We start from the raw sequence: 25388 nt of genomic DNA on the forward strand, positions 1-25388 counted from the left end.
GGGCCGCCCCGCTCCCCTTCTGTGTGCCGGCCCCGTCCGCCGGCACCCCCGCACCCCGCTCCGCCCGGCCCCGTCGGTGGTGCCCGTCCGGGCCCGGGCGTCCGGAGGAAGCACCGACGGTCCGGAAAACGCACGCGCCCGGGCTCCGTGTGGTGACCCCGCGGCCCACCCGGAACCATGATGGGGGCGGCGGCGCCACCGCGCCGCCACGGACGGTCCCGGACCGCTGCGCAGCGTCGCGCCCGGTCCGGGACCGTCCTCGGAGCGACGCACCACAGTAGGGGGACCGTGGACGACGACAGGATCGGAGCCGTGCAGGCACGCCTCGCCCGGCACGCCGTCGAGCGCGCCGGTCTCGACGCGGCCCGGGTCTGGTGGCACTGCTTCCAGCTCGGCGGCGAGGCCGGGATGCTGGAGGTCGACGCGTACCTGCACGGGTGCCTGAGACTGCCGGCCGCCCACCGCGACCTGCTCGCCCGCGCGGTCAACGGACTCGTCCGGGACGCGCCCGTCGCCCGGGTGCCGTTCTCGTGGGAGATCGACGCGGGCTCCCGGGACGACGCCGGCCCGCAGGACCGCGGCAGCGCACCGGGCCTCTGGCCGCGCGCCTGAGCCGGCACCTCCACCGCGACGGATCCTCCTCGGAGCTCCTCGGACCGCGCCTCGGGCGCGGCGCCACCTCCACGACTCCGGCGGCCGCGGTGGCACAATGGTCCGGGGTGCCGGCCCCGACGACGGCCCGCACCCGGTCGGGCGCAGCGAGCCGGACGCAGCGCGCCCGTCGTCGCCCCGTGCCCCCACCTCGACCCTAGGATGTCGGATGGCCAACCTCTCGCCCCGCCCCGTCCCACCCTCTGCGCCGGCCGGCTGGTCGACCCTGCACCGGCACCACATCGGGGTGGACGTCGGCGGCACCCTGATCAAGTACGCGGCCGTGGACATGGCCGACGGCGAGCTGACCACCCCGGTCCTCCAGCGCCCCACCCCCCTCCCTGCCACACCGGAGGCCCTGGCCGAGCAGCTCGTGCTCATCGTGCAGGAGCTCGCCGCCGGTCCCCAGGCCCCGCACCCGGAGGCCAGCGTGGGCGTGGCGCTCCCCGCGATCATCCGCCACGGCGTGGCGCGCTCCGCCGCGAACATCGACGACGCGTGGATCGGCCTGGACGTCCACCGGTTCCTCACGGAGCGGCTGGGACGCACCGTCCACGTCCTCAACGACGCCGACGCCGCGGGCCTGGCCGAGCTCCGCTACGGCGCCGGGCGCGGGGCCAGCGGCACCGTCCTGGTCATCACCCTGGGCACCGGCATCGGCTCGGCGCTGTTCGTGGACGGGAAGCTGGTGCCCAACGTCGAACTGGGCCACCTGGAGCTCGGCGGGGTCGACGCCGAGGTGCGGGCCTCGGCGGTGGCCCGGGAGCGGGAAGGACTGGACTGGCCGGACTACGCCGAGCGTCTCCAGCAGTACTTCGCGCACCTGGAGTTCCTCTTCTCACCGGACCTGATCGTAGTCGGCGGCGGGATCTCCGCCCGGCACGAGGACTTCCTGCCCCGTCTGCGCCTGGACACGCGCGTCGTCCCGGCCGAGCTGCGCAACGCGGCGGGCATCATCGGCGCCGCCCGGCACGCCTACCTCGCCGTGCCGCCGGCATCGGCCTGACCCCGGAGGGCCTGGCGGAAGTACTGCACGCCCGCCAGGACGTGCAGGACGGCCGCCACCTGGACCATGACCCGGCCGACGTCCGTCACCTCGGGGGTGGACCAGGCGGGCCCCGCCAGCACGAGCACGGTCCCCACCATGAGCAGGGCGGTCTTCGCCTTGCCGACCGTCGTGACCCGCAGGGTGCCGAGGGACCGCCGCACCAGGGTGGCGATCCCCACCACGACGTCGACGACCGCGATGACGATCAGCACCCACCAGGGGAACAGCCCGACGATGCTCGCGGCCACGGCGATCGCCACGGTCCCCAGCCGGTCGGCGATGGGGTCCATGACCTCCCCGACCCGGCTGCGCTGCCGGAGCGCCCGGGCCAGGGTGCCGTCGACCCAGTCCGTCAGGGAGAAGAGGGCGACGAGGACCAGCGCGCGCACCGGCCGCTCGTCGATGTCGAGGACGGCCAGCACGGCCGGGACGATGAGCGCGAAACGCACCACCGAGACCACGTTGGGCACCGTGAGCACCCGGTCGTAGTACGGCGACTCCGCCGGCTCGACCGCGTCCTGGTGCTGCTGTGCCATGTGCCTCGTCCCGTCCTCCGGCGCTCCCGGGCGAACGGTCCGCGCCCGTCGGTGCTGCCCTCGAGACTATCTGGTCGGCGCCGGGCGGCCCGGGAGATGACGCCGCCCGGCGCGAGGGCCGGCACGGTCCCTGGCCGCGCACGGGCCGCCCGGGCAGAATGGGGCGGGAGCCTCGTCGCCGGTCGTCGGTGCGCCCGCAGCGGCTCCGCCGGCGCACGCTGTGCACCCTCGCCCGGTGAGCTCCGACCCGGTGCGCGTCCTCGGCCCGACTCCGGGCGCGCCACCCCGTCCGCCCCGCTCACCGGGGCCGGGCCCGACCGAAGGACCGCTGTGGATCCTCGCGTGCACTTCCTCACCCTGTCCGCCCCGGACCTCGACGCCGCCCGCGAGTTCTACGCGCGGGGTCTCGGCTGGGAGCCGCTGCTCGACGTCCCGGGCGAGATCCTCTTCTTCCAGATCGCCCCGGGGACGGTCCTGGGGCTCTTCGACGCCGGGAAGTTCGCCGAGGACCTGGGCCTTCCATCGGCCGCCCCGGCGCAGGGCGTGACGCTCGCGCACAACGTGGACGGCGAGGCCGCGGTGCGCGCGAGCGTCGACGCGATGAGCGCCGCGGGCGGGACCGTGCTCACGAGCCCGCGGCCGGGCGCTTTCGGGGGCGTCTTCCACGCGCACGTCGCCGATCCCAACGGCGTGGTGTGGGAGATCGCGCACAACCCGGGGTGGCGGATCGACGACGACGGGACCGTGCACCTCGGCTGAACGCCCTCGCCCGGCCCGTCCGCGCCGGGAGGTGCGGCCGGGGCGGGCTCAGCCGCGGACGTCGACGCGCAGGTGGTGCTCGACGTCGTGCAGGAAGTACGCCGCGAAGCTCGCCACGGTGAAGTCCTTGCCGTCCCCGCGCCGGCCGGTCCGGGCCCACTGCTCCCCGGTCACGGCGTCGAAGGCGTCCGCGGTGGCGCGGACCTCCTGCGCGAGCTCCCCGGAGACCTCGTAGGGGTCCTGCAGGTTGTACTGTCCCTCGACCGCCGCGGCGTCCTGGTCCCAGTCCGCGAAGACCGGGTCCTGCTCGTCGAGCATGAGCCGCAGCCGCTCGCGGAAGACCCGGCAGAGGTCCCGGACGTGGCAGGCGTACTCCAGCGGGGACCACGTCCCCGGGCGGGGCCGGTCCGTCATGCCCAGGCGGTCGAGGACCGCCGCCCAGCGCTCGACCGTGGCCCGCGCCCGCTCCCCCGTGCTCGTGACGTCGTAGTCCGGGTCGAACCCGCAGTCGGGGCAGCCCCGGTCGAGCACCACGGTCCAGTCCTTGGTCTCCGGAGGGACCGGGGAGGTGTCGGGGGTTCCGGGGCGCTCGGTGGTCATGCGGCCAATGTACCCGGGTCCACCGGGTGCGGCGAGGTCCCGCGGCGGACGGGGCGGGCCGGGCGGGTCACAGCCCCTGCCGGTCCAGGATCTCGTCCTCGTCGAGCGGCTCCCCGCGCTGGACCCGGCGGGTCCGGCGCAGGTCGGTCGCGGCGAGCACCACGGCGGCGGTCGCCAGGACGAACGAGAGGATGCCGAGGGTGTTGGCGAACCCCGCGGACAGGCCCAGGTGGACGGGGTCGGCGGCCCGGGTCAGCACGGACGCGCCGGCGCCGTCCACGCGGTCCGGGAGGACGGCGCCGAAGCCGAGGAGCACGGCCCATGCGGCGAGCACCGTCAGCGAGGACCGCAGGGACGCCCCGGCAGGGACGTGGGCGCGGGCGTCCCGGCGCAGCAGCACCCCGGCCACCACGAGCAGCGCGGTCAGCGGCAGGGCCAGCGTCAGCGTGTAGAGCAGCACCAGGTCACCGGCGGCTCCGGCCAGGCCGCGGCCCACGGCCACCCACACCCCGAGCAGCAGGGCCGCGGGGACCCCGAGGACGGGCACGGCGCGCTGCAGGACGGCGGGACGGTGCGGCACGCGGTCGAGGGCTGTTTCCACGCCCGCCAGTCTATCGACGGGCCTCCCGCCGGAGACCCGCCCGCGGGCGCCCCGGTAGGCTGGAGCGCATGCCCTCCCCCGGATTCCCGCACGCCGTCCTCTTCGACCACGACGGGACCCTCGTCGACACCGAGCCGCTCTGGGACCGCGCCAAGCAGAACCTCGCCGCCGAGCACGGACGGCTCTGGACCCCCGAGGACTCGCTCGCGACCCTGGGCCGGCCGGTCGCCGCGACGATCGACCGGCTGCAGCGGGTCGGCGTGCCGCTCGGTCCGGACGAGCTGTTCCGGGCGGTCTTCGAGCACAGCGTCCGCGTCCTGGAGGACACCGAATTGACCTTCATCGACGGGATCGCGGAGCTCCTCGAGGAGCTCTCGGCCGCGGGGATCCCCGCGGCGATCGTCACCAACGCGAGCTCGGCGATGGGCCACCACACCGCGGCCACCGCCCCGGAGGACCTGTTCCAGGTCGTCATCGGCACGGACGAGTACGCGCAGGGGGTCCGCCCCAAGCCGGACCCGGACGCCTACCTCACGGCGGCGCGCCGCCTCGGGGTCGACCCCCACCGGTGCGTCGTGGTCGAGGACTCCCCCGCCGGGGCCGCCGCGGGCGTCGCGGCGGGCATCCCCACCGTGGTCGTCCCCGGCGAGCTGGAGGTCGAGCGCGGCCCCGGGCTGCTGCACCTGGGATCCCACCGGGAGCTGACCCTGGAGCTGCTGCGCTCGCTGGACCCGCAGTCCCCGTCGTCGCCCTTCCACCCCGTGCAGGAGACCCGCCCGTGAGCGCCCCCGACTTCCCCGCCGCCGTCCTGTTCGACCACGACGGCACCCTCGTGAACTCCGAACCGCAGTGGGCCGTGGCCAAGCGGGCGGTGGCCGGCCGGTACGGCGTCGGCTGGAGCACCGAGGACGACCTCGCCACGCTGGGCCGGACGGTGCCCGCGTCGGCGCGGCTGATGGTCGAGCGCGGCGCCGAGGGGACCGTCGAGGCCATCACGGCCGAGCTCGGGCGGGAGGTCGCGGCCTCGCTCACGGGCGAGGTCCCGTTCCTGCCCGGCATGCGCGACCTGCTGGCCGAGCTCGAGCGGGCCGGCATCCCCGGCGCCGTGGTGACGAACGCCCTGACCGTGGTCGCGGAGGGCACCGCGTCCGGGGCGCCCGAGGTGCTGCGGGTGGTCGTCTCGCAGGAGGACGTGGAGCACGCCAAGCCGCACCCGGAGCCCTACCTGCTCGCGGCGCGGCGGCTGGGCGTGGACCCGGCACGGTGCGTGGCGGTCGAGGACTCGCAGACGGGGGCGGCGAGCGCGGCGGCCGCCGGGATGCCCGTGGTGGTGGTGCCCGGGGAGCTGCCCGTGGAGCCCGCTCCCGGCCTGGTGCTCGTGGACGCCCACACGGACGTCACCCTGGAGTTCCTGCGCGGGCTGGGTCCGGCCGTCTGACGAGGTCCACCACGACGACGAGGGCCCGTTCCCTGCCGTCCGCGCGATGCGGGACGGCAGGGAACGGGCCCTCGTGCGAGGTGCCTGGGCTCAGCGGGTCGCGGTGCCCTGGGGGGAGGACGCGCGGCGCGGGCTCCGGGTGCGGCGACGGGCCGCGGCCTGGGTGGAGCGGTCCGGCGCGGACTCGGTCGAGTACGCGGGCGCCGTGGAACGGCTGGGCGCGGCCGAGCGGGCCGGTGCCGCCGAGCGGGAGGCCGAGCCGTTGCCGGGGCGGGAGCCCCCGCGGCTGCCGGTCTCGCCGCGCTGGTCGCGGGAGGCGCCGCGCGGCTGCTCGGAACGGTTCTGTCCGCCGCGGCCGCGGTTGCCGCCGGAGCCGGCACGGCCACCGGAGCGGCCGGCGCCGGAGCGCTGACCGCTCGCCGGGCGGCCCTGCGCCTGGACGGGCGGCGCCACGTAGGCGACCTTGTCGGCGAGCTCGCCCACGAGTGCCGTGACGGCCGGGGAGCCGACGGTCACGGTGTCGAAGTTCGCGGTGACGCCCGCGGCCTTCATGAGCTGCGTGACCTCGCGGCGCTCCTCCTTGGTGGCCACCGTGACCACGGAGCCGGAGGCGCCGGCGCGGGCGGTGCGCCCGGAGCGGTGCAGGTAGGACTTGTGCTCGGTGGGCGGGTCGATGTGCACGACCAGCTCGACCTCGTCCACGTGCACGCCGCGGGCGGCGACGTCGGTGGCGACGAGCACGCGCACGTCACCGGCGGAGAACTGGGCCAGGTTGCGGTCGCGGGCGTTCTGGGACAGGTTGCCGTGCAGGTCCACGGCGGGGATGCCCATCTGGCTGAGCTTGCGGGCCATCTTCTTGGCGCGGTGCTTGGTGCGCGTGAACATCACGCGGCGGCCGGTGCCGGAGGCCAGGGCCTCGATGAGCTCCTGCTTCTCGTCCGCGTCCACGACGAGCACGTGGTGGTCCATGGTGGACACGGACGCCTGCGGGGCGTCCACGGAGTGCTTGACCGGGTTGGACAGGAACTGCTTGACGAGCTTGTCCACGCCGCCGTCGAGCGTCGCGGAGAACAGCAGCCGCTGGCCGCCCTGGGGGGTGCGCTTGAGGATGCGGGTCACCACGGGCAGGAAGCCCATGTCGGCCATGTGGTCGGCCTCGTCGATGACCGTCACGCGGACGTCGTCGAGCGTGAGGACGTTCTGCTTCAGCAGGTCCTCGAGCCGGCCGGGGCAGGCGATGACGATGTCGGCGCCCTTGGCGAGCGCCTTCTCCTGGTTGCGCTGGGAGACCCCGCCGAAGATGACGGTGGTCGTCTGCCCGGCGGCCTCGGCCAGCGGGGCGATCGCGCGGTCGATCTGGGTGGCCAGCTCGCGGGTGGGGGCCAGGACCAGGCCGGTGGGCCGGTTGGCCCGCCGGGCGGCGCGGGCGCCGTTGCCGGTCAGTCCGGCGAGACGGGACACGAGCGGCAGCGCGAACGCCACGGTCTTGCCCGAGCCGGTCTTGCCGCGGCCGAGCACGTCACGGCCGGCCAGCGAGTCGGGGAGGGTCTTCTCCTGGATGGGGAACGCCTGCTCGATGCCCTGCTGGGCGAGGACGGCGGAAAGGGCCTTGGGCACGCCAAGGTCGGTGAAAGTAGCCAAAACTGGGATACGTCTTTCGATCGGATGTCCCGGCAAGGGGGTAGCGCGCCGGGTTGCGCCGAATGACTCCTGGAGCCCCTGCGAGCGGGCTGAGACCGTCTGGAACGGTGCCACGCTGGAAGAAGAACGGGGTGCTCGACGCCTGCCTGCTCACCCGGGAACGGGGAGCAGTGCCATATGCAATACGCCTCACCCTACAGCACCGGCGGCACGCCACCACCCGGATGTGGCGGAGGGCACGGCCGCGCCATGACGGCGCCGGGCCCACCGCGCCGGTGCGGGACGCGGTGACGCGTGCACGCATCCGGCGCCGGTGCGGTGGGTCCGCGGTGCGGGGGCTACAGCGCGGTGTAGCCGCCGTCGACCAGGTAGTACCCGCCCGTCATGAAGGAGGCCTTCTCCGAGAGGAGGAACGTGGTCAGGGCGGCGACCTCCTCGGCGCGGCCCAGCCGGCCGAGCGGGTGCTTGGCGGTGAGCCCCTCGAGGACGGACGCCGGCGCGGTCCTGAGCAGCGGGGTGTCGATGTAGCCGGGGCCGACGGCGTTGATCCGCACCCCGCGCCGGCCGTACTCCACGCCGGCCTGCTTGGTGAGCCCGACCACACCGTGCTTGGCGGCGGTGTAGGCGCTGTTGCCCGCGGCCACGGCCACGGTGCCGTGCACGGAGGCCATGTTGACGATCGCCCCGCCGCCGGCCTGCTCGATGGCGGGCAGCTGGTAGCGCATGCCGAACATGACGGAGTGCAGGTCGATCTGAACGGTGCGCACCCACGCGTCGAGGTCCGACTCCCCCACCGCGTCCGCCGCGCCGGCGACCCCGGCGTTGTTCACCGCCAGGTGCAGGGCGCCGTAGGTCTGCTGGGCGAACTCGACCGCGGCCTCGCAGTCCTCGGGCTTCGCCACGTCCTGCCGGAAGCCGGCGGCGTCGCCGCCGGCGGCCATGATCGCCTGGACGACGTCGTCGATCCGCCGGGTGTCGATGTCCGTGACGACGACCTTGGCGCCCTGCGCCGCGAGGTCCTTCGCGCAGGCCTCGCCGATGCCGGAGGCGGCGCCGGTGACGAGCGCGACCTTGTCCTTGAGGTCAGCCATGTGGTTCTCCTGCCGTGTGTCCGCTGGGCCGGGCCGGACGGCCCGACGCTCCCAGTCTGTCCGGAAACGCCGGGGCCCGCGAGGGGTGGCACGGGCGCCGCCTGCCGTGCCGCCCCTCGCACCGGACGGAGGCTCAGCCCTCGGCGTCCTCGGACTTCTCGGCGTCGTGCGCCTGGCGCAGCGCGGCGGAGTCCGCCTCCTGGGCGGCCTTCTGCTCGCGCACCACCTCGGTCAGGAGCTTGGTCATCTCCTTGGCCACGCCGGCCGCGGACTGCGGGTTCTGCCCGGTGACGAGGCGGTCGTCCACGACGACGTTCTCGGTCCAGTTCGGCGCGGTCCGCACGTCCGCGCCCTGCTCGACGAGCTTGTCCTCGAGCAGGAACGGGACGACGTCCGACTTGCCGACCTCGTCCTCCTCGGCGTTGGTGAACGCGGCCACCCGGCGTCCCTCGACGATGCGCAGACCGTTGGCGAGCTCGACGTCCACGAGCCCGGCGGGTCCGTGGCAGACGGCGCCGACGACTCCCCCGGCGTCGTGCACGTCGGCCACCAGCGCCTGCAGGTCCGCGTTGCCCGCGAAGTCCCACATGGTGCCGTGCCCGCCGACGAGGTAGACCGCGTCGTACTGGGCCGGGTCGACCACGCTGATCCGCGGGGTGTTGTAGAGGGAGGCCCGCACGGTCTCGTCCTCGAGGTACTGCCGCTGCACCTCGTCCTCCTCGTCCTTGCCGTCCTGCGGGGGCTGCCCGCCGGCGATCGAGGCGAAGTCGACGAAGTAGCCGGCGTCCCGGAACACCTTCCACGGGTGGGCGGCCTCCCCCACGAAGTAGCCGGTGGGCTCCCCGGTGTCGCCGAGGGAGTCGTGGCTGGTGAGAACGAGCAGAACCTTCTTCATGGTCTCGATGTCCATGTCTGTCCTTCCGTCGGGTGGCGGGACGCGGAGGGCGTCCTGCGAGCGGGTGGCCAGCCTAGGCGGCGGGGGCCGCCCCCGGGGCCGGTGTTCGCTCCCGGCCCCTCCTGCACGGAGGGCGCGCTCCCTCCCCTGATAGGGTCGTTGACGACTCAATGACCCTGTTCGCCCTCCTGAAAGGACCGACCATGAGCCTCTCCAACGCGATCCTGCGCGGCGTCTCCGGCGCCTACCTGCTGCAGTCCGGCTACGGCAAGAAGGACCTCCCCACGGAGGCCGCCGCGGGTCTCCAGCAGTTCGCCGCCACCGGCGTCCCCCAGTTCGAGGAGTGGGACGCCGACACCTTCGGCAAGTTCGTGGCGTACTCGGAGATCGGCATCGGCGCCGCCCTGCTGACCCCGTTCGTCAACAAGCGCCTCGCGGGTCTGGCCCTCGGCGCGTTCTCCGCCGGGCTGCTCGCGATGTACTTCCGCAACCCCGAGATGACCCAGGAGGACGGCGTCCGCCCGTCCGAGGCCGGCACGGGCCTCTCGAAGGACGCCTTCCTGGCCGCGATCGCCGCGGCCCTGGTCGTCTCCAAGTAGGCACGGCCCCGCAGGACCCCACGGGTGCAGCCCGTCCGCACGGACGGGCGGCACCCGTTCTGCATTCCCGGTGGCCTTTCCGGAGTCCTACTCCGAAGTCCTAGAACGTCCGAGGCGCCCGGGAGAACGGGCCCATGACGACGACGGCGCACCGCCGGGCCCGTCCTGCTCCGGGTCCGCACCGAGCCGCTCCCGCCGGGGAGCGGGTGCTGGACGCCGGCGTCCGGGCCGAGGTGCGGGCGGTCGTCGGGGAGCTCGTGGACTCGGCGGCCGCACAGGCGCGGGAGGCGGGGCGCCAGCTGCGCTGCATCGTCCGGCTGTGGCTGCTGGCCTGGGAGGACCACGAGATCGACTGGGTCTCCACGGCAGGGCTGATGCCCTACGAGGCCGATGAGCTCGTCTGCTCCCTCCTCGAGACCGAGGACCAGATGGTGTGTGATCTCGCCGACGAGATCGGCCCGGCGCTGCGCCTGCCCGCGGGCACGGCCCTCGGGCGCGTCCGCGAGGCCCTCGTGCTCGGGCTGCACCTGCCCGAGGTCCTCGAGGCGCTGGAGGCGGGCCTCTTCAGCGCCCGGCACGCCTCGGTGATCGCCGACCAGTGGCGCGAGCTGGTCGAGGACGTCCCGGCGGGCCAGGAGGCACCGTCCGCCGTCGTGCAGCGGCTCGCCGCCGAACTGGTGGAGCGGGCTCCGCACTGCACGGTGGCGCAGCTGCGCGCGTGGGCCCGGCGCCGGCGCGCGGCGCTGCTGGCCGGGACGCAGGAGGCGAGGCACCGGGCGGCCCGGGCCGGACGCCGCGTGTGGGTCGAGCACGATGAGGACGGCATGGCGTGGCTGCACGCCCTGCTGGACGCACCCACGGCGCTCGCGGTCCAGGACCGGCTCGACACGCTCGCGTCGCTACTGGAGCCCGTGGAGGAGACCGCCCGCGCGGGGACGGAGCGAGAGCCGGACCGGTGCGGCCCGGCGCAGTTCGGTCCAGTGCAGTTCGGTCCGGTGCAGTGCGGTCCAGTGCAGTTCGGTCCGGAGGAGGATGGCCCGGACGGGTTCGCGCCGGGTGCCAGGACTGCCCGGACGGACGCGCAGCTGCGGGCGGACGTCCTCACCGATCTCCTGCTGGAGGGGGAGCTCCCCGACGACCCCGGGTTCCCGGCGGTGTGCGCGGCCGGGTCTGCGTGACGGTCCTCGTGCTCACGCTGCTGGGGTGCCGCCCCGGCGGCCCGGCCACCGGCGTGCCCGCGGACGCCCCGGTGCTCGAGGGTCACGGCCCGATCAGCGCGGACGTCGCCCGGGAGCTGGCCGCCGGTGCCTCCTCGTGGCATCGCGTGCTGACCCATCCCGTCACCGGAGCCGTCCTCGACCACGACCGCACCACCTACGCGGTGCCCGCTGATCTGCGCCGCCGGCTGCGGCTGCGCGACGGGACCTGTCGTTTTCCGGGGTGCCGGCGGCGGGCCGAGCGCTGCGACCTCGACCACACGGTGGCGTGGCAGGACGGCGGCCGGACGGCTGCGGACAACCTGGCCCACCTGTGCCGCCACCACCACCTCGTCAAGCACCGCCGCGGTGCCCTCGGCCGCTGGTCGGTGCGGCAGCCGGGGCCGGCGCCCGTCGGCGGAGTGCTCGAGTGGACCTCACCGGCCGGACGGACCTACCGGACCGTGCCGGACCCCTCGGCCGGTGCCACATCGGTCGGTGCCACATCGGTCGGTGCCACATCGGTCGGTGCCACGTCGGGCGGTGCCACATCGGGCGGACCGGTCCCGGATGTCGGGGAGCGGGGCAGCTCCGTGCCCGAGGACGCAGACCCTCCCCCCTTCTGACCGCCCGACCGAGCGCACGCACGGTGCGGGTGGCGCTGGGCGTGCGGCCTCCCGGTCGGTGCTGCCGCGGGACACGGGCGCGGACCGGCCCTCCGACAGCGCTGTGCCGAGCGCCGGACGGTCCCGAGGATCAGGCGGGTGGGCGGCCCGGGTCCTCCGCCGTGGTCTCCACCGACAGGCGGTAGCCCATGCTGTGGGTCTCCTCGGGCTCGAGGTGCACGGCGTCGGCGTGGGTGTTGGCGCCCTCCACGCACACGAAGTCCGTCCATCCGTCCGGCCCCACGTCGGGCATCGCCGCCGCCGTCTCCGCCCCGGGGTTCCACACCACGGTGGTGCCGGAGTTCTTCTTCCGGATCCGCAGCACCCGCCCCAGCACGGGGTCCACCACGGCGACGTCGCCGGTCGAGCGGTACACCCGGTCGGTCTCGCCGTCGAACCGGAGGTCCCCCTCCTGGACGCAGTCCTCCCGGTCCAGGACCTTGTCGCGGTAGGACGCGCCGTCCAGCCCCTCGACCCGGATCTTCCGCACGTCCCCCACCACCAGATAGGCGTGCAGGGCCTCCTCGAAGTCGAACGGGCGCTCACCGGTGTTGGTGACGCTCAGCTCGAGGGACAGCTCGGTGCCGAAGCGCACCACGCAGTAGGCCTCGAACTGGTACGGGAACTGCTCCTGGTGCGCGGGCTCGGTGACGTCCGCGTCCGAGAGCCGGTAGACGATCATCGCCTCGTGGTCCGAGGACTCGCGCGACTCGACGTGCCACGGGAGCGTGCGGGCGAAGCCGTGCTTGGGCTCGCGCCCGCCCTCCGCCCCGTCCGCGAACCAGGGGAAGCAGATCGGGACACCCCCGCGCACGGGCTTGCCCGTCTCGAGCGCGGTGCTCGGGGACAGCCACAGCACCGGGGCGTGGCCCGTGGGGATCCAGTCGATCACGTGCGCGCCCTGGTCGTGGACGGCGCCGGTGGCGTCCGCGCAGGAGAACAGGCGGGGCTCGGGGAGTTCGCTCATGCCCCTCAGGCTAGACCGAGGGCCCGGTCCCCGTCAGGAGGCCGGGCCCTCGTGCGCCGACAGCCGTCAGACGCCGGTGCGCTCGTACGAGTCGATCGCTCCGGGATGGCCCTCCATGAACGCGTCGACCTGGCGGCGGTCCGCCCGCAGCTTGGGGTCGTGGTCCAGGTAGTGCCTGGTCTCGCGGACGACCAGCCCGGAGAGGAGCAGCAGCCCGAGGAGGTTGGGCAGGGCCATGAGGCCGTTCATCACGTCGGCGAAGTTCCACACCACCGCCAGCGGCACGGTGCAGCCCACGAACACGACCAGGGAGAACACGACCCGGTAGGGCATCACGGCCGGCCGGCCGAAGAGCCGCTCCATGCACCGCTCGCCGTAGTAGGCCCACCCGAGGATCGTCGAGTAGGCGAACATCACGAGCCCGATGGTGACCACGTAGTGGCCCCACTGCCCGGGCAGGCCCTGGCTGAAGGCGTCGCCGGTCATGGTCGCGGCGAAGTCCGCCCCCTGCTCCCAGACCCCGGTGGTGATGAGCACGAGTCCCGTGCAGGTCACCACGATGATGGTGTCGATGAAGGTCTGGGTCATGGAGACCAGCCCCTGGCGGACCGGGTGGGTGGTCTGGGCCGCGGCCGCTGCGATCGCGGCCGATCCCATGCCGGACTCGTTGGAGAAGATGCCGCGGGCCACGCCCATCTGCACGGCCAGCATGATCGCCGATCCGGCGAACCCGCCGACGGCCGCCGTGCCGGAGAAGGCGTCGGTGAAGATCAGGACGACCGCCTGCGGGATGGCCGCGACGTTGACGACGAGGATGAACAGGGCGCCCAGGACGTAGAAGAGGATCATGACGGGGACGAAGCCCGCCGTGACCTTCCCGATGGACTTGATCCCGCCCACGAGCACGGCGAGCGTCAGCACGGCGAGCACCACACCGGTGATCCAGGTGGGGACGCTGAACGAGCTCTCCAGGTTGGAGGCGATGGAGTTGCCCTGGGTCATGTTGCCGATGCCGAACGCGGCCAGCGCGGCGGCGACGGCGAAGAAGATCGCCAGGAACTTGCCGAACCCGTTGCGGATGCCGCGCTCCAGGTAGTACTGCGGGCCGCCGGAGATCTCACCCTTGGCATCCGTGGTGCGGAACCGCACGGCCAGGAACGCCTCGGAGTACTTGGAGGCCATGCCGAGCAGGCCGGTGACCCACATCCAGAACAGGGCGCCGGGCCCGCCGATCGAGATCGCGGTGGCCACGCCCACGATGTTGCCGGTGCCCACGGTGGCCGCGAGCGCCGTGGTCAGCGCCTGGAACTGGGAGACGTCGCCGCCGCGGGCGTCCGCGTCCTTGCGGTCGAACAGGGCCAGTCGCAGCGCGGAGCCCAGCTTGTGGAACTGCAGCCCGCCCAGCCGGACGGTCAGGTACAGACCGGTGAGCAGCAGCAGGGGGATGAGGACGTAGGGCCCCCAGATGATGCCGCCCAGCTCGCCGAGGGCAGTCTCGATGGTTTGGAGCATGTGTTCTCCCGTGGGTGTCGGGTGGATCAGGAATCGGGCCGGAACGGGACTGTGACCTCGGTCTCGGCAGAAGGCATCTAATCACAGGTCCGCTGCTCCCCCGGTCAGGGACCGATGGATCGGCCACAGTGTGGCTCCTGCCCGTTTCCGCCCGGTTACGGGCCGGACGGGGCGGCGGGGCCCTCCGGCGCCCGCCGCGAGAGGCGGCGCGCGAGCAGCACGGCTCCCGCGGCGAGCAGCGAGCACACCGCCATGGACACGGCCATCGGGACGGCGGTGTGCTGACCGGCCAGGCCGGTCAGCGGGCTCACGAGCCCGCCCAGGAGGAACTGGACCAGTCCGAGCACCGCCGACCCGGCCCCGGCCCGGCCCGGGACCCGGCCCTGGGCGAGGGCCACGGCATTGCCCATGACGAAGCCGATGCAGGTCTGGCTCACGAAGAGGTGCGCCAGGGTGGTCCACCCGGTGATCCCGGCCAGCACCAGGCCCAGGCCCACCACGTTGACGGCGGCCATGACCACGATCGCGGTGCGGAGGATCGTGCCGGGCTCGACCCGGTCGACGAGGCGGGTGTTGACGACCGCGCCCAGGATGGAGCCGCCCGCGTTGACGGCGAACACCACGGAGTAGCCGAGCGCCGAGTAGCCGAGCACGTTCTGCAGCACGAAGGAGGAGGCGGAGATGTAGGAGAACAGGGCGCCGAACGCGAGTCCGAAGGCGAGGGCGTAGGCCATGAAGGACGGGGTGCGCAGCACCCGCCAGGACCCGGTGACGACGGCGCCGACCCCGCCGCGGTGGCGCCGGTGCGGGGGCAGGGTCTCGGGGACCACGAGCACGGAGCACGCCAGCATCAGCAGCCCGAACGCCGCGAGCACCCAGAACACGGTCTGCCACGGGGCCACCGTGGCGATCACCCCGCCCAGGAGCGGGGCCACCACCGGGGCGAGGGAGGTGATGGTCGCGAGGACCGAGAACAGCTTCGCGGCCCCGCGGCCGGAGGCGATGTCCGAGACCACCGCGCGGGCGATCACGACGCCGGCCGCCCCGGCGAGTCCCTGCACCGCCCGCAGGACCAGCACCGTCCCGATGGTCGGGGCCAGGACCACGGCGACGGAGCTGAGCAGGAACAGCGCGTTGCCGGCCACCATGAGCCGGTGCCGGCCCAGCACGTCGGACACGGGCCCGAGCAGGAACTGCCCCACGGCCATGCCGACCATGTACGTGGTCAGCGTCAGCTGCACCGCGGAGGCCGACGCCCCGAAGTGCCCGGCCATGGCAGGCATCGAGGCCAGGTACATGTCCGTGGCCATCGGGCTCACCGCGCTGAGGATCCCCAGCGCCGCCACCAGCACCACCCGGTCCTTGCCGCCGGAGAGGCGCAGGCGGGAGCGCACGGGGTCGTCGGGCGGCGATGAGCTCACGGGAGGTCCTTCGGCACGGGTCGGCAGGGCGGGCGCGGGGCGCGCCTCATGCTATCGACGCCGCGACGTGGCGAAGGACGAGGGAGAGACATGCGGGACGAGGACGAGGGACTGCGACTGCGACAGCGACAATGTCCTCATGAGACTCGCCGTGTACACCGGGGCATCCCTCGGCTCCGACCCCCTGTTCCCCGAGGCCGCCCGGGCCTTCGCCACCACCCTCGCCCGCCGCGGCGTGGGCGTCGTCTACGGCGGCGGCCACGTGGGGCTGATGGGCGTCGTCGCCGACGCCGCCCTGGCCGCCGGGGGCGAGGTGGTCGGGGTCATGCCGCAGTCGCTCGTCGACGACGAGACGGCCCACACGGGGCTGACCGAGCTGCGCATCGTCCGGACGATGCACGAGCGCAAGGCGGAGATGGCCGCCCTCGCCGACGGGTTCGTGGCCCTGCCGGGCGGCCTGGGCACCCTCGAGGAGATCTTCGAGGCGTGGACCTGGCTGCAGGTGGGGGTGCACGCCAAGCCGGTCGGTTTCCTGGACGTGGCCGGCTACTGGAGGCCCCTGCTGGACGCGGTGGCCTCGATGTCCGCGGCCGGTCTCGTGCGCCCCGAGTACCGGGACGCAGCCGTGGTCGCCCAGGACGCCGACGAGCTGCTCGCCCGGTTCGCGGCGTGGGAGGCGCCCCGCCGGCGCTGGTCCGAGCCGCCCGTTCCCGGCGCCGACGCGCCCGCCGTCCGCCCAGCCCCTAGGATGTAGGGCGATGAGCGAGCACACCCCTTCCCCCGCCGAGGGCCCCGCACAGGGCCCCGTCCCCGAGGCGTTCCACCGCCGGCCGTACTCCTTCGTGCGCCGCGGCGACCGCCTCACCGCCCGCCGCCAGAAGGCCTGGGACGACTGGGCGCCCACCCGGGTGCTCGACGTCCCGCGCGTGCGCACGGACACCTCCGTCCACCCCGACCACGAGTTCGACGCGGCCGCGGCCTTCGGGCGCGAGGCGCCGCTGGTCGTGGAGGTCGGCTCCGGGCTCGGCGAGGCGGTCGTGCACGCCGCCGCCCAGGACCCGGCGCGGAACTACCTCGCCGTCGAGGTGTACAAGCCCGGGATCGCGGATCTGCTGCTCAAGGCGGCCCAGGCCGGGGTGGACAACGTCCGCGTGGCGCAGGCCAACGCGCCCGAGGTCCTGGAGCACATGCTCGCCCCGGCCTCGGTCGACGAGCTGTGGGTGTTCTTCCCGGACCCCTGGCACAAGACCCGCCACCACAAGCGGCGCCTGGTCTCCCCCGCGTTCGCCGAGCTCGCCGCCCGGGTGCTCGTCCCGGGCGGGCTGTGGCGGCTCGCCACGGACTGGCAGGAGTACGCCCTGGTGATGCGCGAGGTCCTCGACGCGTCCCCGCAGTTCGAGAACGTCCACCCGGGCCCGCTCGCCGACGACGAGCACCCGGACACCGGATGGGCCCCGCGTTGGGAGGGACGGGTCCTCACGAGCTTCGAGCGCAAGGCGCAGGAGGCGGGCCGCGTCCCCCGCGACCTCGTCTACCGCCGGACGGCGTGAGCGCCGTCCCCGGCGCGGAGCGCAACGGCGTGCCCGCAGTGCCCGGCGCGGAGCGGGACGGCTTCGTCGTCGTGCCCCCGGGCGATCCCCGCACGCAGCCGCTGCTCGAGGGCCTGCACCACGAGTACGTGGAGCGCTACGGTCCCGAGATCGGGGCGGAGGAGATGGCCGAGCACCCCGTCGACGACTTCACCGCTCCCGCCGGAGCGCTCCTGCTCCTCCTCGAGGGCGGCACGACGGTGGGCGGCGGCGCGTTCCGCCGGCACGACGACGCCACGGCGGAGCTCAAACGGGTGTGGACCGCCCCGGCGCACCGCCGGCGGGGGATCTCGCGGCGGGTCCTGGCCGAGCTCGAGCGGCTCGCCGCCGCGGCGGGCTACCGGCGCATCCACCTCACCACGGGCAGCCGCCAGCCGGAGGCGGCCGCCCTGTACCGCAGCAGCGGGTACGTCCTGCTGCCCGGGACCGCCCGGGTCTATCCGGGCGGCGTGTACGACGTGGGCTTCGAGAAGCACCTGCGCTGACCGCCCGGCCCGGGCGCCGGTGCGGCTCAGCGCTCCTGCTGGCGCGGGGGCCGGTACAGCACCACGGCCTGCGAGATCTTGCGGGCCCGGGGGCGGGCGCCGCGGGCCATGCGCACCACGTCCCCGCCGACGCCGGCGGCGAAGATCCGCGAGGACTCCTCGGCCCGGTCCCGGGCGTCCTCGAGCTCCCGGGACAGCTCCGCCACCCGCGACCGCAGGGCCGCGACCTGGTTCTCCAGCTGGAGGATGCGCCGGATGCCCTCGAGGGACACGCCCTGCTGGGACAGCACCTGGATCTGCTGCAGCTTCTCGATGTCGCGCTGCGAGTAGCGGCGGGCGCGGCCGGGGGCCCGGGACGGCCTGACGAGGCCGAGCCGGTCGTACTGGCGCAGCGTCTGCGGGTGCATCTCCGCGATCTCCGCGGCCACGGAGATCACGAACAGCGGCTGGTCGGCGTCCAGTGCCATCTCACACCCGTGCCTTCTCGGCCAGGCGGGCCCGGGGGTCCTCGTCCGCGGTCGCCTCGGCGAACGCCCGGGCGGCGGCCTGCGCCTGCTCGTCCAGCTCGGCCGGCACGTGCACCTCGACCGTCACGATCAGGTTGCCCGTGCCCTTGGCCGTGCCGAACCCGCGCCCCTTGACGCGGAAGCGCCGGCCCGAGGATGTGCCCGCCGGGACCTTCACGCGCACGGTGCCGCCGTCCAGCACGGGCACCTCGATGGTGGCGCCCAGGGCCGCCTCGGGGAACGTGATCGGCACGGTGACCTCGACGTCGTCCGTGCCCTCGACGCGCCGGAAGAAGGGGTGCGGGGTCACGTGGACGGTGACGTAGAGGTCGCCGGCGCCGCCTGCACCCGAGTGGCCCTTGCCGGCGAGCTTGAGCTTCTGCCCGTCGCGCACGCCGCGCGGGATCCGCACCGTGGTCTCCTGGCCGTTGCCCCGGCGCAGCTTGACCGTGGTGCCGTGCACCGAGGAGCGGAACGGGATGGTCGTCTCCGTCCGGATGTCCTCCCCGCGCGCCGGCGGGGCCTGGTAGCCGCCGTAGCCGCCCGGCGCCCCGTACCCGGTCTGACCGCCGAACTGGGCGAACAGGTCCTCGAACCCGCCCGGGCCGCCGGGGCCGCCCGCGCCGCCGGTGGAGTAGGTCGTGCGGCGGCGGCGTCCTCCGCCGCCTCCGCCGAAGATGTCGCCGAAGAGGTCCTCGAAGTTGGCCGAGCCCCCGGCGCCGCCGGGGCCGCCGGCGGTGAAGCGCGCCCCGGAGCCCATTGCGCGGATCGCGTCGTACTGCTTGCGCTCCTCGGGGTCGGAGAGCACGGAGTTCGCCTCGGTGATGTCCTTGAACCGCTGCTCGGCCTCCGCGTCCCCCGGGTTCTGGTCCGGGTGGTACTGGCGGGCGAGCTTGCGGTAGGCCTTCTTGACGTCGGCGGCGGACGCGTCCTTGGAGACGCCGAGAATGCTGTAGAAGTCCTTGTCGATCCAGTCCTGGCTGGCCATGACGCCTCCTTTCTGTGGGGCCGGTCGGGGTCCTGCGGAGCAGGACCCGGTGGTGGTCCGGGGGTCGTCCCCGGCGCCGCGGCGCCGGGGACGGGTGGACGGGTCAGGGGAGGCCCGAGGGACGGGCCTCCCCTGACGTCGCCGGGATCAGGCCGGGTCCGGCCTCACTCGGCGACCGCGACGGCGACCTGGGCCGGCCGCACCACGCGCTCGCCGATCCGGAAGCCGGAGCGCAGCACCATCGAGACCTGGTCCGGCTCGACCTCGCTCGTGGGCTGCTGCAGCACCGCCTCGTGGACGTTGGGGTCGAACTTCTCCCCGACCTCCCCGAGGCGCACCAGCCCGTGCCGCACGAGGGTCTCCTCGAGCTTGTTCGCGATCGCCGCGAACGGGCCGTCGGTGAGGTCGCCCGCCTGCCGGGCCGCGTCGATGTCGTCGAACACCGGCAGCAGCGTCTGCAGGAGGTCGCCCGTCACGAAGGTCCGCAGCTGCTCCTTCTCGCGCGCCGTGCGGTGCTTGAAGTTCACGAACTCGGCCTGCAGCCGGCGCAGCTCCTCGAGCCGCTCCTCGGCGAGGGCCGCCGCCGGGGAGTCCTCCGCGGCGGCCGGCGCCGGTGCGGCGTCCCCGGACTCCGCCTCCGTCGACTGTGGCGTCGAGAGGATGTCGTCCACCGTCAGGCCCTCCGGCCCGGCCTCCTCGCGGGGGCCGGCGCCGGAGTCCTGCGCGGACTGCTCGCCGGGGTGCGCGGCGTGGTCGCCGGGAACGCTCCCGGCGCCGTGGTCGTCCGCGTTCTCGTCGGGTCCTGGCGTGGGGTCGGGCATGCTCACTTCTTCTCGTCCTCGTCGTCGACGACCTCGGCGTCGACGATGTCCTCGTCACCGGTGGCACCGGTGGCGCCCGCACCCGGGGCGCCCTCGGCGCCCTCGGTCTGCGACTGCGCGTAGAGGGCCTCGCCGAGCTTGGTCTGGGACTGCTGCAGCTTGTCGTAGGCCGACTTCACGGCGTCCTCGTCCTCGCCCTCGAGCGCCTTCTTCAGGGCGTCGACGTCCGCCTGCACCTCGGACTTGACGTCCGCGGGCAGCTTCTCGTCGTTGTCCTTCAGGAGCTTGTCGACGGAGTACGCCTGCTGCTCCGCGTTGTTGCGCAGGTCGGCCGCCTCGCGGCGCACCCGGTCCGCCTCGGCGTTGGCCTCGGCGTCCTTGACCATCCGGTCGATGTCCTCCTTGGAGAGGGAGGACCCGCCCGTGATGGTCATCGACTGCTCGGTGCCGGTGCCCTTGTCCTTCGCGGAGACGTGCACGATGCCGTTGGCGTCGATGTCGAAGGTGACCTCGATCTGCGGCATCCCGCGCGGGGCGGGGGCGATGCCGGTCAGCTCGAAGGTGCCCAGGTTCTTGTTGTCCCGGGTGAACTGGCGCTCGCCCTGGAAGACCTGGATGGACACGGACGGCTGGTTGTCCTCGGCGGTGGTGAAGGTCTCGGACCGCTTGGTGGGGATCGCCGTGTTGCGCTCGATGAGCTTGGTCATCACGCCGCCCTTGGTCTCGATGCCCAGCGACAGCGGGGTCACGTCGATCAGCAGCACGTCCTTGCGGTCGCCCTTGAGCACGCCCGCCTGGATCGCGGCGCCGACGGCGACGACCTCGTCCGGGTTCACGCCCTTGTTGGGCTCCTTGCCGGCCAGGCGCTGGACGGTCTCCGCGACGGCGGGCATGCGGGTCGAGCCGCCCACCAGCACCACGTGGTCGATGTCGGACACGGAGATGCCGGCCTCGGCGATGACGTCCTTGAACGGCTTCTCGGTGCGCTCGAGCAGGTCCCGGGTGAGCTCCTCGAACTTGGCGCGGGTGAGGCGCTCGTCCAGGTGCACCGGGCCCTCGGGGGTCACGGACAGGTACTGCAGGGAGATGCTGGTGCTGGTCGCGGAGGACAGCTCCTTCTTGGCCTGCTCCGCGGTCTCCTTCAGGCGCTGCAGGGCGATCTTGTCCTTGGACAGGTCCGCGCCGGTCTTCGACTTCACCTGCGCCAGCAGCCAGTCGACCACGCGCTGGTCCCAGTCGTCGCCGCCGAGGCGGTTGTCGCCGGCGGTCGAGCGGACCTGGATGGTGGAGAAGTCGTCCTCGTCCTTGCCGACCTCCAGCAGGGAGACGTCGAAGGTGCCTCCACCGAGGTCGAAGACCAGGATGAGCTCGTCCTCCTTGCCCTTCTCCAGGCCGTAGGCGAGCGCCGCGGCGGTGGGCTCGTTGACGATGCGCAGCACGTTCATGCCCGCGATCTCACCGGCCTCCTTGGTGGCCTGGCGCTCGGCGTCGTTGAAGTACGCCGGGACGGTGATCACGGCGTCGGTGACCTTGTCGCCGAGGTAGGACTCGGCGTCGGTCTTGAGCTTCATCAGGATGCGCGCCGAGATCTCCTGCGGCGTGTACTTCTTGCCGTCGATGTCGGTGGACCACCCGGTGCCCATGTGGCGCTTCACCGAGGCGATCGTGCGGTCCACGTTGGTGACGGCCTGGCGCTTGGCGATGTCGCCCACCAGGGTCTCGCCGTCCTTGGAGAAGGCGACGACGGACGGCGTGGTCCGGTTGCCCTCGGCGTTGGCGATGACGGTGGGCTCGCCGCCCTCCAGCACGGACACCACGGAGTTGGTGGTGCCGAGGTCGATTCCTACTGCACGAGACATGGACGTGTTCTCCTTCGGGTCGAGCTGAACCGGGCGGGCCGTACCGGCCCCGTTGGGGTCCCGGAGGTCTCAGTTCTTGAGTTTTCCTGGCTCAAGTCTGCCACGTGAGCCGCTGATGTCAACTTAAGTTGAGCCACATCGACTCAACCCGGGGTGCCGGGGATGTGAGACGCCGCGCACTCCCTCCCGGCGTGGCAGGACGTCGGATACCGTGGAGTGTTTGAGCCCGTTCCCGCGGGCCACCGCCACACCCCCGGGTCCGCCCCGCACGTCACCGCACGCACCGACACGACACCGCACGCACCCCGACACCTCAGGAGCCACCGTGAGCACCACGCCACCCCATTCGCCGCATCCGTCCAGTGAGGCCGACGGCTCCCGCCGGCCGAAGCCGCGGGAGGTGCTGCGCGAGATCAACTACCCGCACGGCATCCACCCCGCCCTCGTCCCCGGCATCGCCGTCGAGGACCAGAAGCTGCACTACGGCACGGACAAGGTGGTCTTCACCGTCACCGCCGCGCTGATCGTGGGGTTCATCGCCTGGGGCGTGCTCTCCACCGAGTCCCTGACCGCCGCCTCCACCGCGGCCCTGGGCTGGGTCACCGGCAACGCCGGGTGGTTCTTCACGGCCCTGTCCACGGCCGCCGTGCTGTTCATGCTCGTGGTCGGCTTCACGCGGACCGGGCGGATCCCCCTGGGCATGGACGACGAGAAGCCCGAGTACTCCTTCTTCTCGTGGCTCGCCATGCTCTTCGCCGCCGGCATGGGCATCGGCCTGATGTTCTACGGCGCCTCCGAGCCGCTGAGCCACTTCGGCGCGGGCGTCCCCGGCTTCGGGGCGGAACCCGGCTCCGAGGAGATGACCGTCTACGCCCTCGTCCAGACCGCCTTCCACTGGGGTCTCAACCCCTGGGCCATGTACGCCGTGGTCGGCGCGGCCGTCGCGTACGGCGCCTACCGGCGCGGACGCTCCCCGCTCATCAGCCGGATCTTCGTGCCGCTGATCGGCCAGCGGCGCGCCGAGGGCGGCCTGGGCCGGCTCATCGACGTGTTCGCCATCTTCGCGACCCTCTTCGGCACCGCCGCCTCGCTCGGGATCGGCGCGCTGCAGATCTCCCGGGGCCTCGAGATCGTCGCGGGCTGGGGACCGCTCGGCAACGGCGGGCTCATCGCGATCATCGCCGTCCTCACCGCCGCCTTCGTGGTCTCCGCGGTCTCCGGCGTGGCCCGCGGCATCCGCTACCTCTCCAACACGAACCTGCTGCTGGCGTTCCTGCTCGCCCTGTTCGTGTTCGTGGCCGGGCCCACCGTCCTGATCCTGGACCTGGTCCCCGCCGTGTTCAGCACCTACCTGCAGGAGTACCTCTGGATGACCGGGCAGACCGGCGGCTGGGGCGAGGACGCCACCGCCTTCGCCGGCGGCTGGACCGTCTTCTACTGGGCCTGGTGGCTGTCCTGGTCCCCGTTCGTCGGGATGTTCATCGCCAAGATCTCCCGCGGCCGCACGCTGCGCCAGTTCGTGACCGTGGTGCTCGTGGTCCCCTCCTCGATGTGCGTGCTCTGGTTCGTGGTCATCGGCGGCACGTCCATGTACCTGCAGCGCACCGGGACCGACCTGGCCGCCGCGGGCGGCCAGGAGGCCGCGCTGTTCGGCATGCTCGACGCCCTGCCCTTCGGCGCGATCACGTCGGTGCTCGCCATGGTCGTCATCGGCATCTTCTTCGTGACCAGCGCGGACTCCGCGTCCATCGTCATGGGCACGCTGTCCCAGCGGGGCCAGCCGGAGCCGAACCGGCCGATCGTCGTGTTCTGGGGCCTGTGCCTCGGCGGCATCGCAACGGTCATGATGCTCGTGGGCGGCGACGACGCCCTGACCGGGATGCAGAACCTCGTGACCGTCTCGGCCCTGCCGTTCGCGGTGATCGTCGCCTTCCTCATGGTCGCCTTCTACAAGGACCTGCGCAGCGACCCCGCCACGATCCGCCACGCGTTCGCCCTCACGGCGGTGCGCAAGGCCGTGATCCACGGCATCGAGGAGCACGGCGACGACTTCGCCCTGCAGGTGGAGCACGCCCCCGGCGCCCGTGCTGCCGGCGAGACCTTCGACTCCCACGACCCGGCCGTCACCGACTGGTACCGGCGGGTCGACGAGAACGGCGAGGAGATCGACCTCGCCGCGGAGACCGGTTCGAGCTCCGGCCAGCAGGCCGACCAGGAGCCGGAGCGCCCGGACGCCGGTCAGGAACGACTGGCCCGGGCCGCGCCGCGCCCGCGCGCCCCGCCCGGCCGCGGGGCCGCCCCGGCCCCGCGCCGGGCGCCCGCCCCCCCCGGGGGGGGCGCCCCCACTTCTCGTGCCGGGACCGGACGGCTTAGACTGCGCGCTATGTATTCGATCGTGGCCGTGTGCACCGGCAACATCTGCCGCTCGCCCATGGCGGAGTTCGCCCTGCGCCGCGCCTTCGAGGCCGCAGGACTGGCCGGGCGCGTGCGGATCGACTCGGCCGGCGTCAGCGACGAGGAGCTCGGCAACCCCGTGGACCCCCGCGCCGGCGACCTCCTGCGCCGCGCGGGGCTCGACGCCTCCGCGCACGCGGCCCAGGTCTTCGACCCCGTCCGCTTCGGCGACCGGGACCTCGTGCTCGCCCTGGACGTGGTGCACTGGCAGCGCCTGCGGGCGCTCGCACCGGACCGCTCCGCCGCCGCCAAGGTGCGGCTGCTGCGGGAGTTCGACCCCGCCGTGAAGGACCTCGAGCACGGCGACCTGGGGATCTACGACCCCTGGTACGGGGGCCCCGAGGACTTCGAGTCCACCTGGGGCATGATCGACGCCGCCGTTCCGGGCGTGGTCCGCGCCGTCGCCCGGGAGCTCGGCGCCGACCGGGGATCCGCGCAGGACGCCGGGCGCGCGTGATCGACATCGAGCTCGAGCTGGATCCGGCGCTCGCCGCGGCCCACCCCGCCGGCACCAACCTGGCGCGGCTGCTCCCCTCCCCCACCCGCCGCCCCTACCTCATCGGCATCGACGGGCGTTCGGGGGCCGGCAAGACCAGCCTCGCCGAGCAGCTCGCCGCGGTGCTGCGCCCGGTGCGGGACGTGACGCTCTTCCACCTCGAGGACCTCTACCCGGGCTGGGACGGGCTCGGCCCCGGCCGCCGCACCTACGTGGACGAGGTCCTCACACCCCTCGACCAGGGCCGGGACGCCGAGTGGAGCGCCTGGGACTGGGTCACCGGCTCCCCGGGGACCCCGCGGCTGACCCGTGTGGCGGAGGTCGTGATCCTGGAGGGCGTCGGCGCGTGCAGCGCCGAGGCCCGGGAACTGCTGGACGTCTCCGTGTGGGTCGAGCTGCCCACCGCCCTGCGCTACGACCGCGCGCTGAGCCGTGACGGCTCCTACTACGCCGAGCACTGGGACCGCTGGGCCGCCCAGGAGGACGCCTACCTGGCGGAGGACCACGTCTGGGAACAGGTGGACATCCTGCACCCCGGCCCCGTCTGCTGAGCCCCGCGGCCGCACCGAC

At 73.7% G+C, this 25388-nt stretch carries 26 protein-coding genes and 1 pseudogene; 14 read left to right on the top strand and 13 right to left on the bottom strand.

The window, feature by feature from the left end; all coding sequences use genetic code 11:
* Positions 1-312 precede the first annotated feature (312 nt).
* The gene (locus ACP7CD_RS07030; RefSeq protein ID WP_017832584.1) at positions 313-612 is read left to right on the top strand and encodes a hypothetical protein; all 300 of its coding nucleotides are present in this window, start codon (positions 313-315) and stop codon (positions 610-612) included.
* Between the two features lie 208 nt (positions 613-820).
* Positions 821-1657, top strand: a complete 837-nt coding sequence (gene ppgK / locus ACP7CD_RS07035; RefSeq protein WP_426119675.1) for a polyphosphate--glucose phosphotransferase — start codon at positions 821-823, stop codon at positions 1655-1657.
* Here ppgK and ACP7CD_RS07040 read toward each other — a convergent pair.
* Positions 1627-2235 (bottom strand): CDP-alcohol phosphatidyltransferase family protein, encoded by a 609-nt coding sequence (locus ACP7CD_RS07040; RefSeq protein ID WP_426119677.1) that lies wholly within the window; start codon positions 2233-2235, stop codon positions 1627-1629. The two genes, ppgK and ACP7CD_RS07040, sit on opposite strands and share 31 nt — an antisense overlap.
* A 342-nt stretch (positions 2236-2577) precedes the next feature.
* On the opposite strand from ACP7CD_RS07040, the gene ACP7CD_RS07045 reads away from it, so the two are divergent.
* Positions 2578-2994, top strand: coding sequence for a VOC family protein (locus tag ACP7CD_RS07045; RefSeq protein ID WP_426119679.1), 417 nt, complete (start codon positions 2578-2580; stop codon positions 2992-2994).
* A 48-nt stretch (positions 2995-3042) separates the two neighbouring features.
* On the opposite strand, the gene ACP7CD_RS07050 is transcribed toward ACP7CD_RS07045, so the two are convergent.
* Positions 3043-3594 (bottom strand): DinB family protein, encoded by a 552-nt coding sequence (locus ACP7CD_RS07050; RefSeq protein ID WP_017832588.1) that lies wholly within the window; start codon positions 3592-3594, stop codon positions 3043-3045.
* Positions 3595-3661: 67 nt separating this feature from the next.
* On the bottom strand, positions 3662-4195 hold the full coding sequence (locus ACP7CD_RS07055) for a hypothetical protein (RefSeq protein ID WP_146200261.1): 534 nt from the start codon (positions 4193-4195) through the stop codon (positions 3662-3664).
* Between the two features lie 68 nt (positions 4196-4263).
* Here ACP7CD_RS07055 and ACP7CD_RS07060 point away from each other — a divergent pair, with 68 nt between their 5' ends.
* Positions 4264-4977, top strand: coding sequence for an HAD family hydrolase (locus tag ACP7CD_RS07060; protein WP_095650380.1), 714 nt, complete (start codon positions 4264-4266; stop codon positions 4975-4977).
* Entirely contained in the window at positions 4974-5633 is a 660-nt protein-coding gene (locus ACP7CD_RS07065; RefSeq protein ID WP_017832591.1) for an HAD family hydrolase, read from the top strand. The genes ACP7CD_RS07060 and ACP7CD_RS07065 overlap by 4 nt, the downstream gene beginning before the upstream one ends.
* 90 nt (positions 5634-5723) lie before the next feature.
* Here ACP7CD_RS07065 and ACP7CD_RS07070 read toward each other — a convergent pair whose 3' ends face one another.
* From ACP7CD_RS07070 to ACP7CD_RS07080, 3 genes are all read right to left on the bottom strand, one after another.
* Positions 5724-7250: a DEAD/DEAH box helicase gene (locus ACP7CD_RS07070; RefSeq protein WP_426119683.1), complete on the bottom strand. Its 1527-nt coding sequence runs from the start codon at positions 7248-7250 to the stop codon at positions 5724-5726.
* A 362-nt stretch (positions 7251-7612) separates the two neighbouring features.
* Positions 7613-8365 carry an SDR family NAD(P)-dependent oxidoreductase gene (locus ACP7CD_RS07075; protein ID WP_017832593.1) on the bottom strand — a complete coding sequence of 251 codons (753 nt, stop codon included), beginning with the start codon at positions 8363-8365 and terminating at the stop codon, positions 7613-7615.
* A 133-nt stretch (positions 8366-8498) separates the two neighbouring features.
* The gene (locus ACP7CD_RS07080; protein ID WP_095650378.1) at positions 8499-9275 is read right to left on the bottom strand and encodes a type 1 glutamine amidotransferase domain-containing protein; all 777 of its coding nucleotides are present in this window, start codon (positions 9273-9275) and stop codon (positions 8499-8501) included.
* A gap of 188 nt (positions 9276-9463) precedes the next feature.
* Between ACP7CD_RS07080 and ACP7CD_RS07085 the strand changes: the two genes are divergently transcribed.
* The 3 genes from ACP7CD_RS07085 to ACP7CD_RS07095 all read left to right on the top strand — a co-directional run bounded on the left by ACP7CD_RS07085 (position 9464) and on the right by ACP7CD_RS07095 (position 11681).
* Complete coding sequence (locus tag ACP7CD_RS07085) at positions 9464-9859, top strand: hypothetical protein (protein ID WP_017832595.1); 396 nt, start codon at positions 9464-9466, stop codon at positions 9857-9859.
* Positions 9860-9993: 134 nt separating this feature from the next.
* Positions 9994-11037: a DUF222 domain-containing protein gene (locus ACP7CD_RS07090; protein WP_426119686.1), complete on the top strand. Its 1044-nt coding sequence runs from the start codon at positions 9994-9996 to the stop codon at positions 11035-11037.
* Positions 11034-11681, top strand: coding sequence for an HNH endonuclease signature motif containing protein (locus ACP7CD_RS07095; protein ID WP_426119688.1), 648 nt, complete (start codon positions 11034-11036; stop codon positions 11679-11681). Before ACP7CD_RS07090 ends, ACP7CD_RS07095 begins: the two co-directional genes overlap by 4 nt.
* A gap of 130 nt (positions 11682-11811) precedes the next feature.
* Here the strand turns inward: ACP7CD_RS07095 and ACP7CD_RS07100 are convergent, their stop codons facing one another.
* The 3 genes from ACP7CD_RS07100 to ACP7CD_RS07110 all read right to left on the bottom strand — a co-directional run bounded on the left by ACP7CD_RS07100 (position 11812) and on the right by ACP7CD_RS07110 (position 15620).
* Positions 11812-12687: a D-hexose-6-phosphate mutarotase gene (locus tag ACP7CD_RS07100; protein ID WP_035928282.1), complete on the bottom strand. Its 876-nt coding sequence runs from the start codon at positions 12685-12687 to the stop codon at positions 11812-11814.
* Positions 12688-12753: 66 nt separating this feature from the next.
* Entirely contained in the window at positions 12754-14199 is a 1446-nt protein-coding gene (locus ACP7CD_RS07105; protein ID WP_017832598.1) for an alanine/glycine:cation symporter family protein, read from the bottom strand.
* 155 nt (positions 14200-14354) lie between these two features.
* Positions 14355-15620, bottom strand: coding sequence for a multidrug effflux MFS transporter (locus ACP7CD_RS07110; RefSeq protein ID WP_229587879.1), 1266 nt, complete (start codon positions 15618-15620; stop codon positions 14355-14357).
* A gap of 139 nt (positions 15621-15759) precedes the next feature.
* On the opposite strand from ACP7CD_RS07110, the gene ACP7CD_RS07115 reads away from it, so the two are divergent.
* The 3 genes from ACP7CD_RS07115 to ACP7CD_RS07125 are packed head-to-tail and all read left to right on the top strand — an operon-like array spanning position 15760 to position 17694.
* Positions 15760-16374 (top strand): TIGR00730 family Rossman fold protein, encoded by a 615-nt coding sequence (locus tag ACP7CD_RS07115; RefSeq protein WP_052133009.1) that lies wholly within the window; start codon positions 15760-15762, stop codon positions 16372-16374.
* 4 nt (positions 16375-16378) lie between these two features.
* Entirely contained in the window at positions 16379-17170 is a 792-nt protein-coding gene (trmB, locus tag ACP7CD_RS07120; protein WP_035928279.1) for a tRNA (guanosine(46)-N7)-methyltransferase TrmB, read from the top strand.
* Complete coding sequence (locus ACP7CD_RS07125) at positions 17167-17694, top strand: GNAT family N-acetyltransferase (protein WP_244296657.1); 528 nt, start codon at positions 17167-17169, stop codon at positions 17692-17694. Before trmB ends, ACP7CD_RS07125 begins: the two co-directional genes overlap by 4 nt.
* 26 nt (positions 17695-17720) lie before the next feature.
* Here ACP7CD_RS07125 and ACP7CD_RS07130 read toward each other — a convergent pair whose 3' ends face one another.
* The 4 genes from ACP7CD_RS07130 to dnaK all read right to left on the bottom strand — a co-directional run bounded on the left by ACP7CD_RS07130 (position 17721) and on the right by dnaK (position 21868).
* A complete protein-coding gene (locus tag ACP7CD_RS07130) occupies positions 17721-18161 on the bottom strand; it encodes a heat shock protein transcriptional repressor HspR (protein ID WP_017832603.1) in 441 nt (146 codons plus the stop codon).
* A 1-nt stretch (position 18162) separates the two neighbouring features.
* Positions 18163-19188: a DnaJ C-terminal domain-containing protein gene (locus tag ACP7CD_RS07135; RefSeq protein WP_095650375.1), complete on the bottom strand. Its 1026-nt coding sequence runs from the start codon at positions 19186-19188 to the stop codon at positions 18163-18165.
* Positions 19189-19352: 164 nt separating this feature from the next.
* Positions 19353-20015, bottom strand: coding sequence for a nucleotide exchange factor GrpE (locus ACP7CD_RS07140; RefSeq protein ID WP_035928271.1), 663 nt, complete (start codon positions 20013-20015; stop codon positions 19353-19355).
* A complete protein-coding gene (gene dnaK, locus ACP7CD_RS07145) occupies positions 20012-21868 on the bottom strand; it encodes a molecular chaperone DnaK (protein ID WP_031282565.1) in 1857 nt (618 codons plus the stop codon). Before dnaK ends, ACP7CD_RS07140 begins: the two co-directional genes overlap by 4 nt.
* 400 nt (positions 21869-22268) lie before the next feature.
* On the opposite strand from dnaK, the pseudogene ACP7CD_RS07150 reads away from it, so the two are divergent.
* From ACP7CD_RS07150 to ACP7CD_RS07160, 3 genes and pseudogenes are all read left to right on the top strand, one after another.
* A pseudogene (locus tag ACP7CD_RS07150) lies at positions 22269-24104 on the top strand (BCCT family transporter); the annotation flags it as partial.
* A 147-nt stretch (positions 24105-24251) separates the two neighbouring features.
* Complete coding sequence (locus tag ACP7CD_RS07155) at positions 24252-24779, top strand: low molecular weight protein-tyrosine-phosphatase (protein ID WP_095650373.1); 528 nt, start codon at positions 24252-24254, stop codon at positions 24777-24779.
* Complete coding sequence (locus tag ACP7CD_RS07160) at positions 24776-25369, top strand: uridine kinase family protein (protein ID WP_017832609.1); 594 nt, start codon at positions 24776-24778, stop codon at positions 25367-25369. The genes ACP7CD_RS07155 and ACP7CD_RS07160 overlap by 4 nt, the downstream gene beginning before the upstream one ends.
* The last annotated feature ends 19 nt before the right edge of the window (positions 25370-25388 follow it).

The organism is Kocuria sp. LHG3120 (assembly GCF_049897445.1).
Classification (GTDB): domain Bacteria; phylum Actinomycetota; class Actinomycetes; order Actinomycetales; family Micrococcaceae; genus Kocuria; species Kocuria rosea.

Excerpts from the sequence above, each read along its gene's own strand:
- ppgK (WP_426119675.1), top strand. The coding sequence starts at position 821 with ATGGCCAACCTCTCGCCCCGCCCCGTCCCACCCTCTGCGCCGGCCGGC.
- ACP7CD_RS07040 (WP_426119677.1), bottom strand. The coding sequence starts at position 2,235 with ATGGCACAGCAGCACCAGGACGCGGTCGAGCCGGCGGAGTCGCCGTAC.
- ACP7CD_RS07050 (WP_017832588.1), bottom strand. The coding sequence starts at position 3,594 with ATGACCACCGAGCGCCCCGGAACCCCCGACACCTCCCCGGTCCCTCCG.
- ACP7CD_RS07060 (WP_095650380.1), top strand. The coding sequence starts at position 4,264 with ATGCCCTCCCCCGGATTCCCGCACGCCGTCCTCTTCGACCACGACGGG.
- ACP7CD_RS07075 (WP_017832593.1), bottom strand. The coding sequence starts at position 8,365 with ATGGCTGACCTCAAGGACAAGGTCGCGCTCGTCACCGGCGCCGCCTCC.
- ACP7CD_RS07080 (WP_095650378.1), bottom strand. The coding sequence starts at position 9,275 with ATGGACATCGAGACCATGAAGAAGGTTCTGCTCGTTCTCACCAGCCAC.
- ACP7CD_RS07085 (WP_017832595.1), top strand. The coding sequence starts at position 9,464 with ATGAGCCTCTCCAACGCGATCCTGCGCGGCGTCTCCGGCGCCTACCTG.
- ACP7CD_RS07090 (WP_426119686.1), top strand. The coding sequence starts at position 9,994 with ATGACGACGACGGCGCACCGCCGGGCCCGTCCTGCTCCGGGTCCGCAC.
- ACP7CD_RS07100 (WP_035928282.1), bottom strand. The coding sequence starts at position 12,687 with ATGAGCGAACTCCCCGAGCCCCGCCTGTTCTCCTGCGCGGACGCCACC.
- ACP7CD_RS07105 (WP_017832598.1), bottom strand. The coding sequence starts at position 14,199 with ATGCTCCAAACCATCGAGACTGCCCTCGGCGAGCTGGGCGGCATCATC.
- ACP7CD_RS07115 (WP_052133009.1), top strand. The coding sequence starts at position 15,760 with ATGAGACTCGCCGTGTACACCGGGGCATCCCTCGGCTCCGACCCCCTG.
- trmB (WP_035928279.1), top strand. The coding sequence starts at position 16,379 with ATGAGCGAGCACACCCCTTCCCCCGCCGAGGGCCCCGCACAGGGCCCC.
- ACP7CD_RS07130 (WP_017832603.1), bottom strand. The coding sequence starts at position 18,161 with ATGGCACTGGACGCCGACCAGCCGCTGTTCGTGATCTCCGTGGCCGCG.
- ACP7CD_RS07135 (WP_095650375.1), bottom strand. The coding sequence starts at position 19,188 with ATGGCCAGCCAGGACTGGATCGACAAGGACTTCTACAGCATTCTCGGC.
- dnaK (WP_031282565.1), bottom strand. The coding sequence starts at position 21,868 with ATGTCTCGTGCAGTAGGAATCGACCTCGGCACCACCAACTCCGTGGTG.
- ACP7CD_RS07155 (WP_095650373.1), top strand. The coding sequence starts at position 24,252 with ATGTATTCGATCGTGGCCGTGTGCACCGGCAACATCTGCCGCTCGCCC.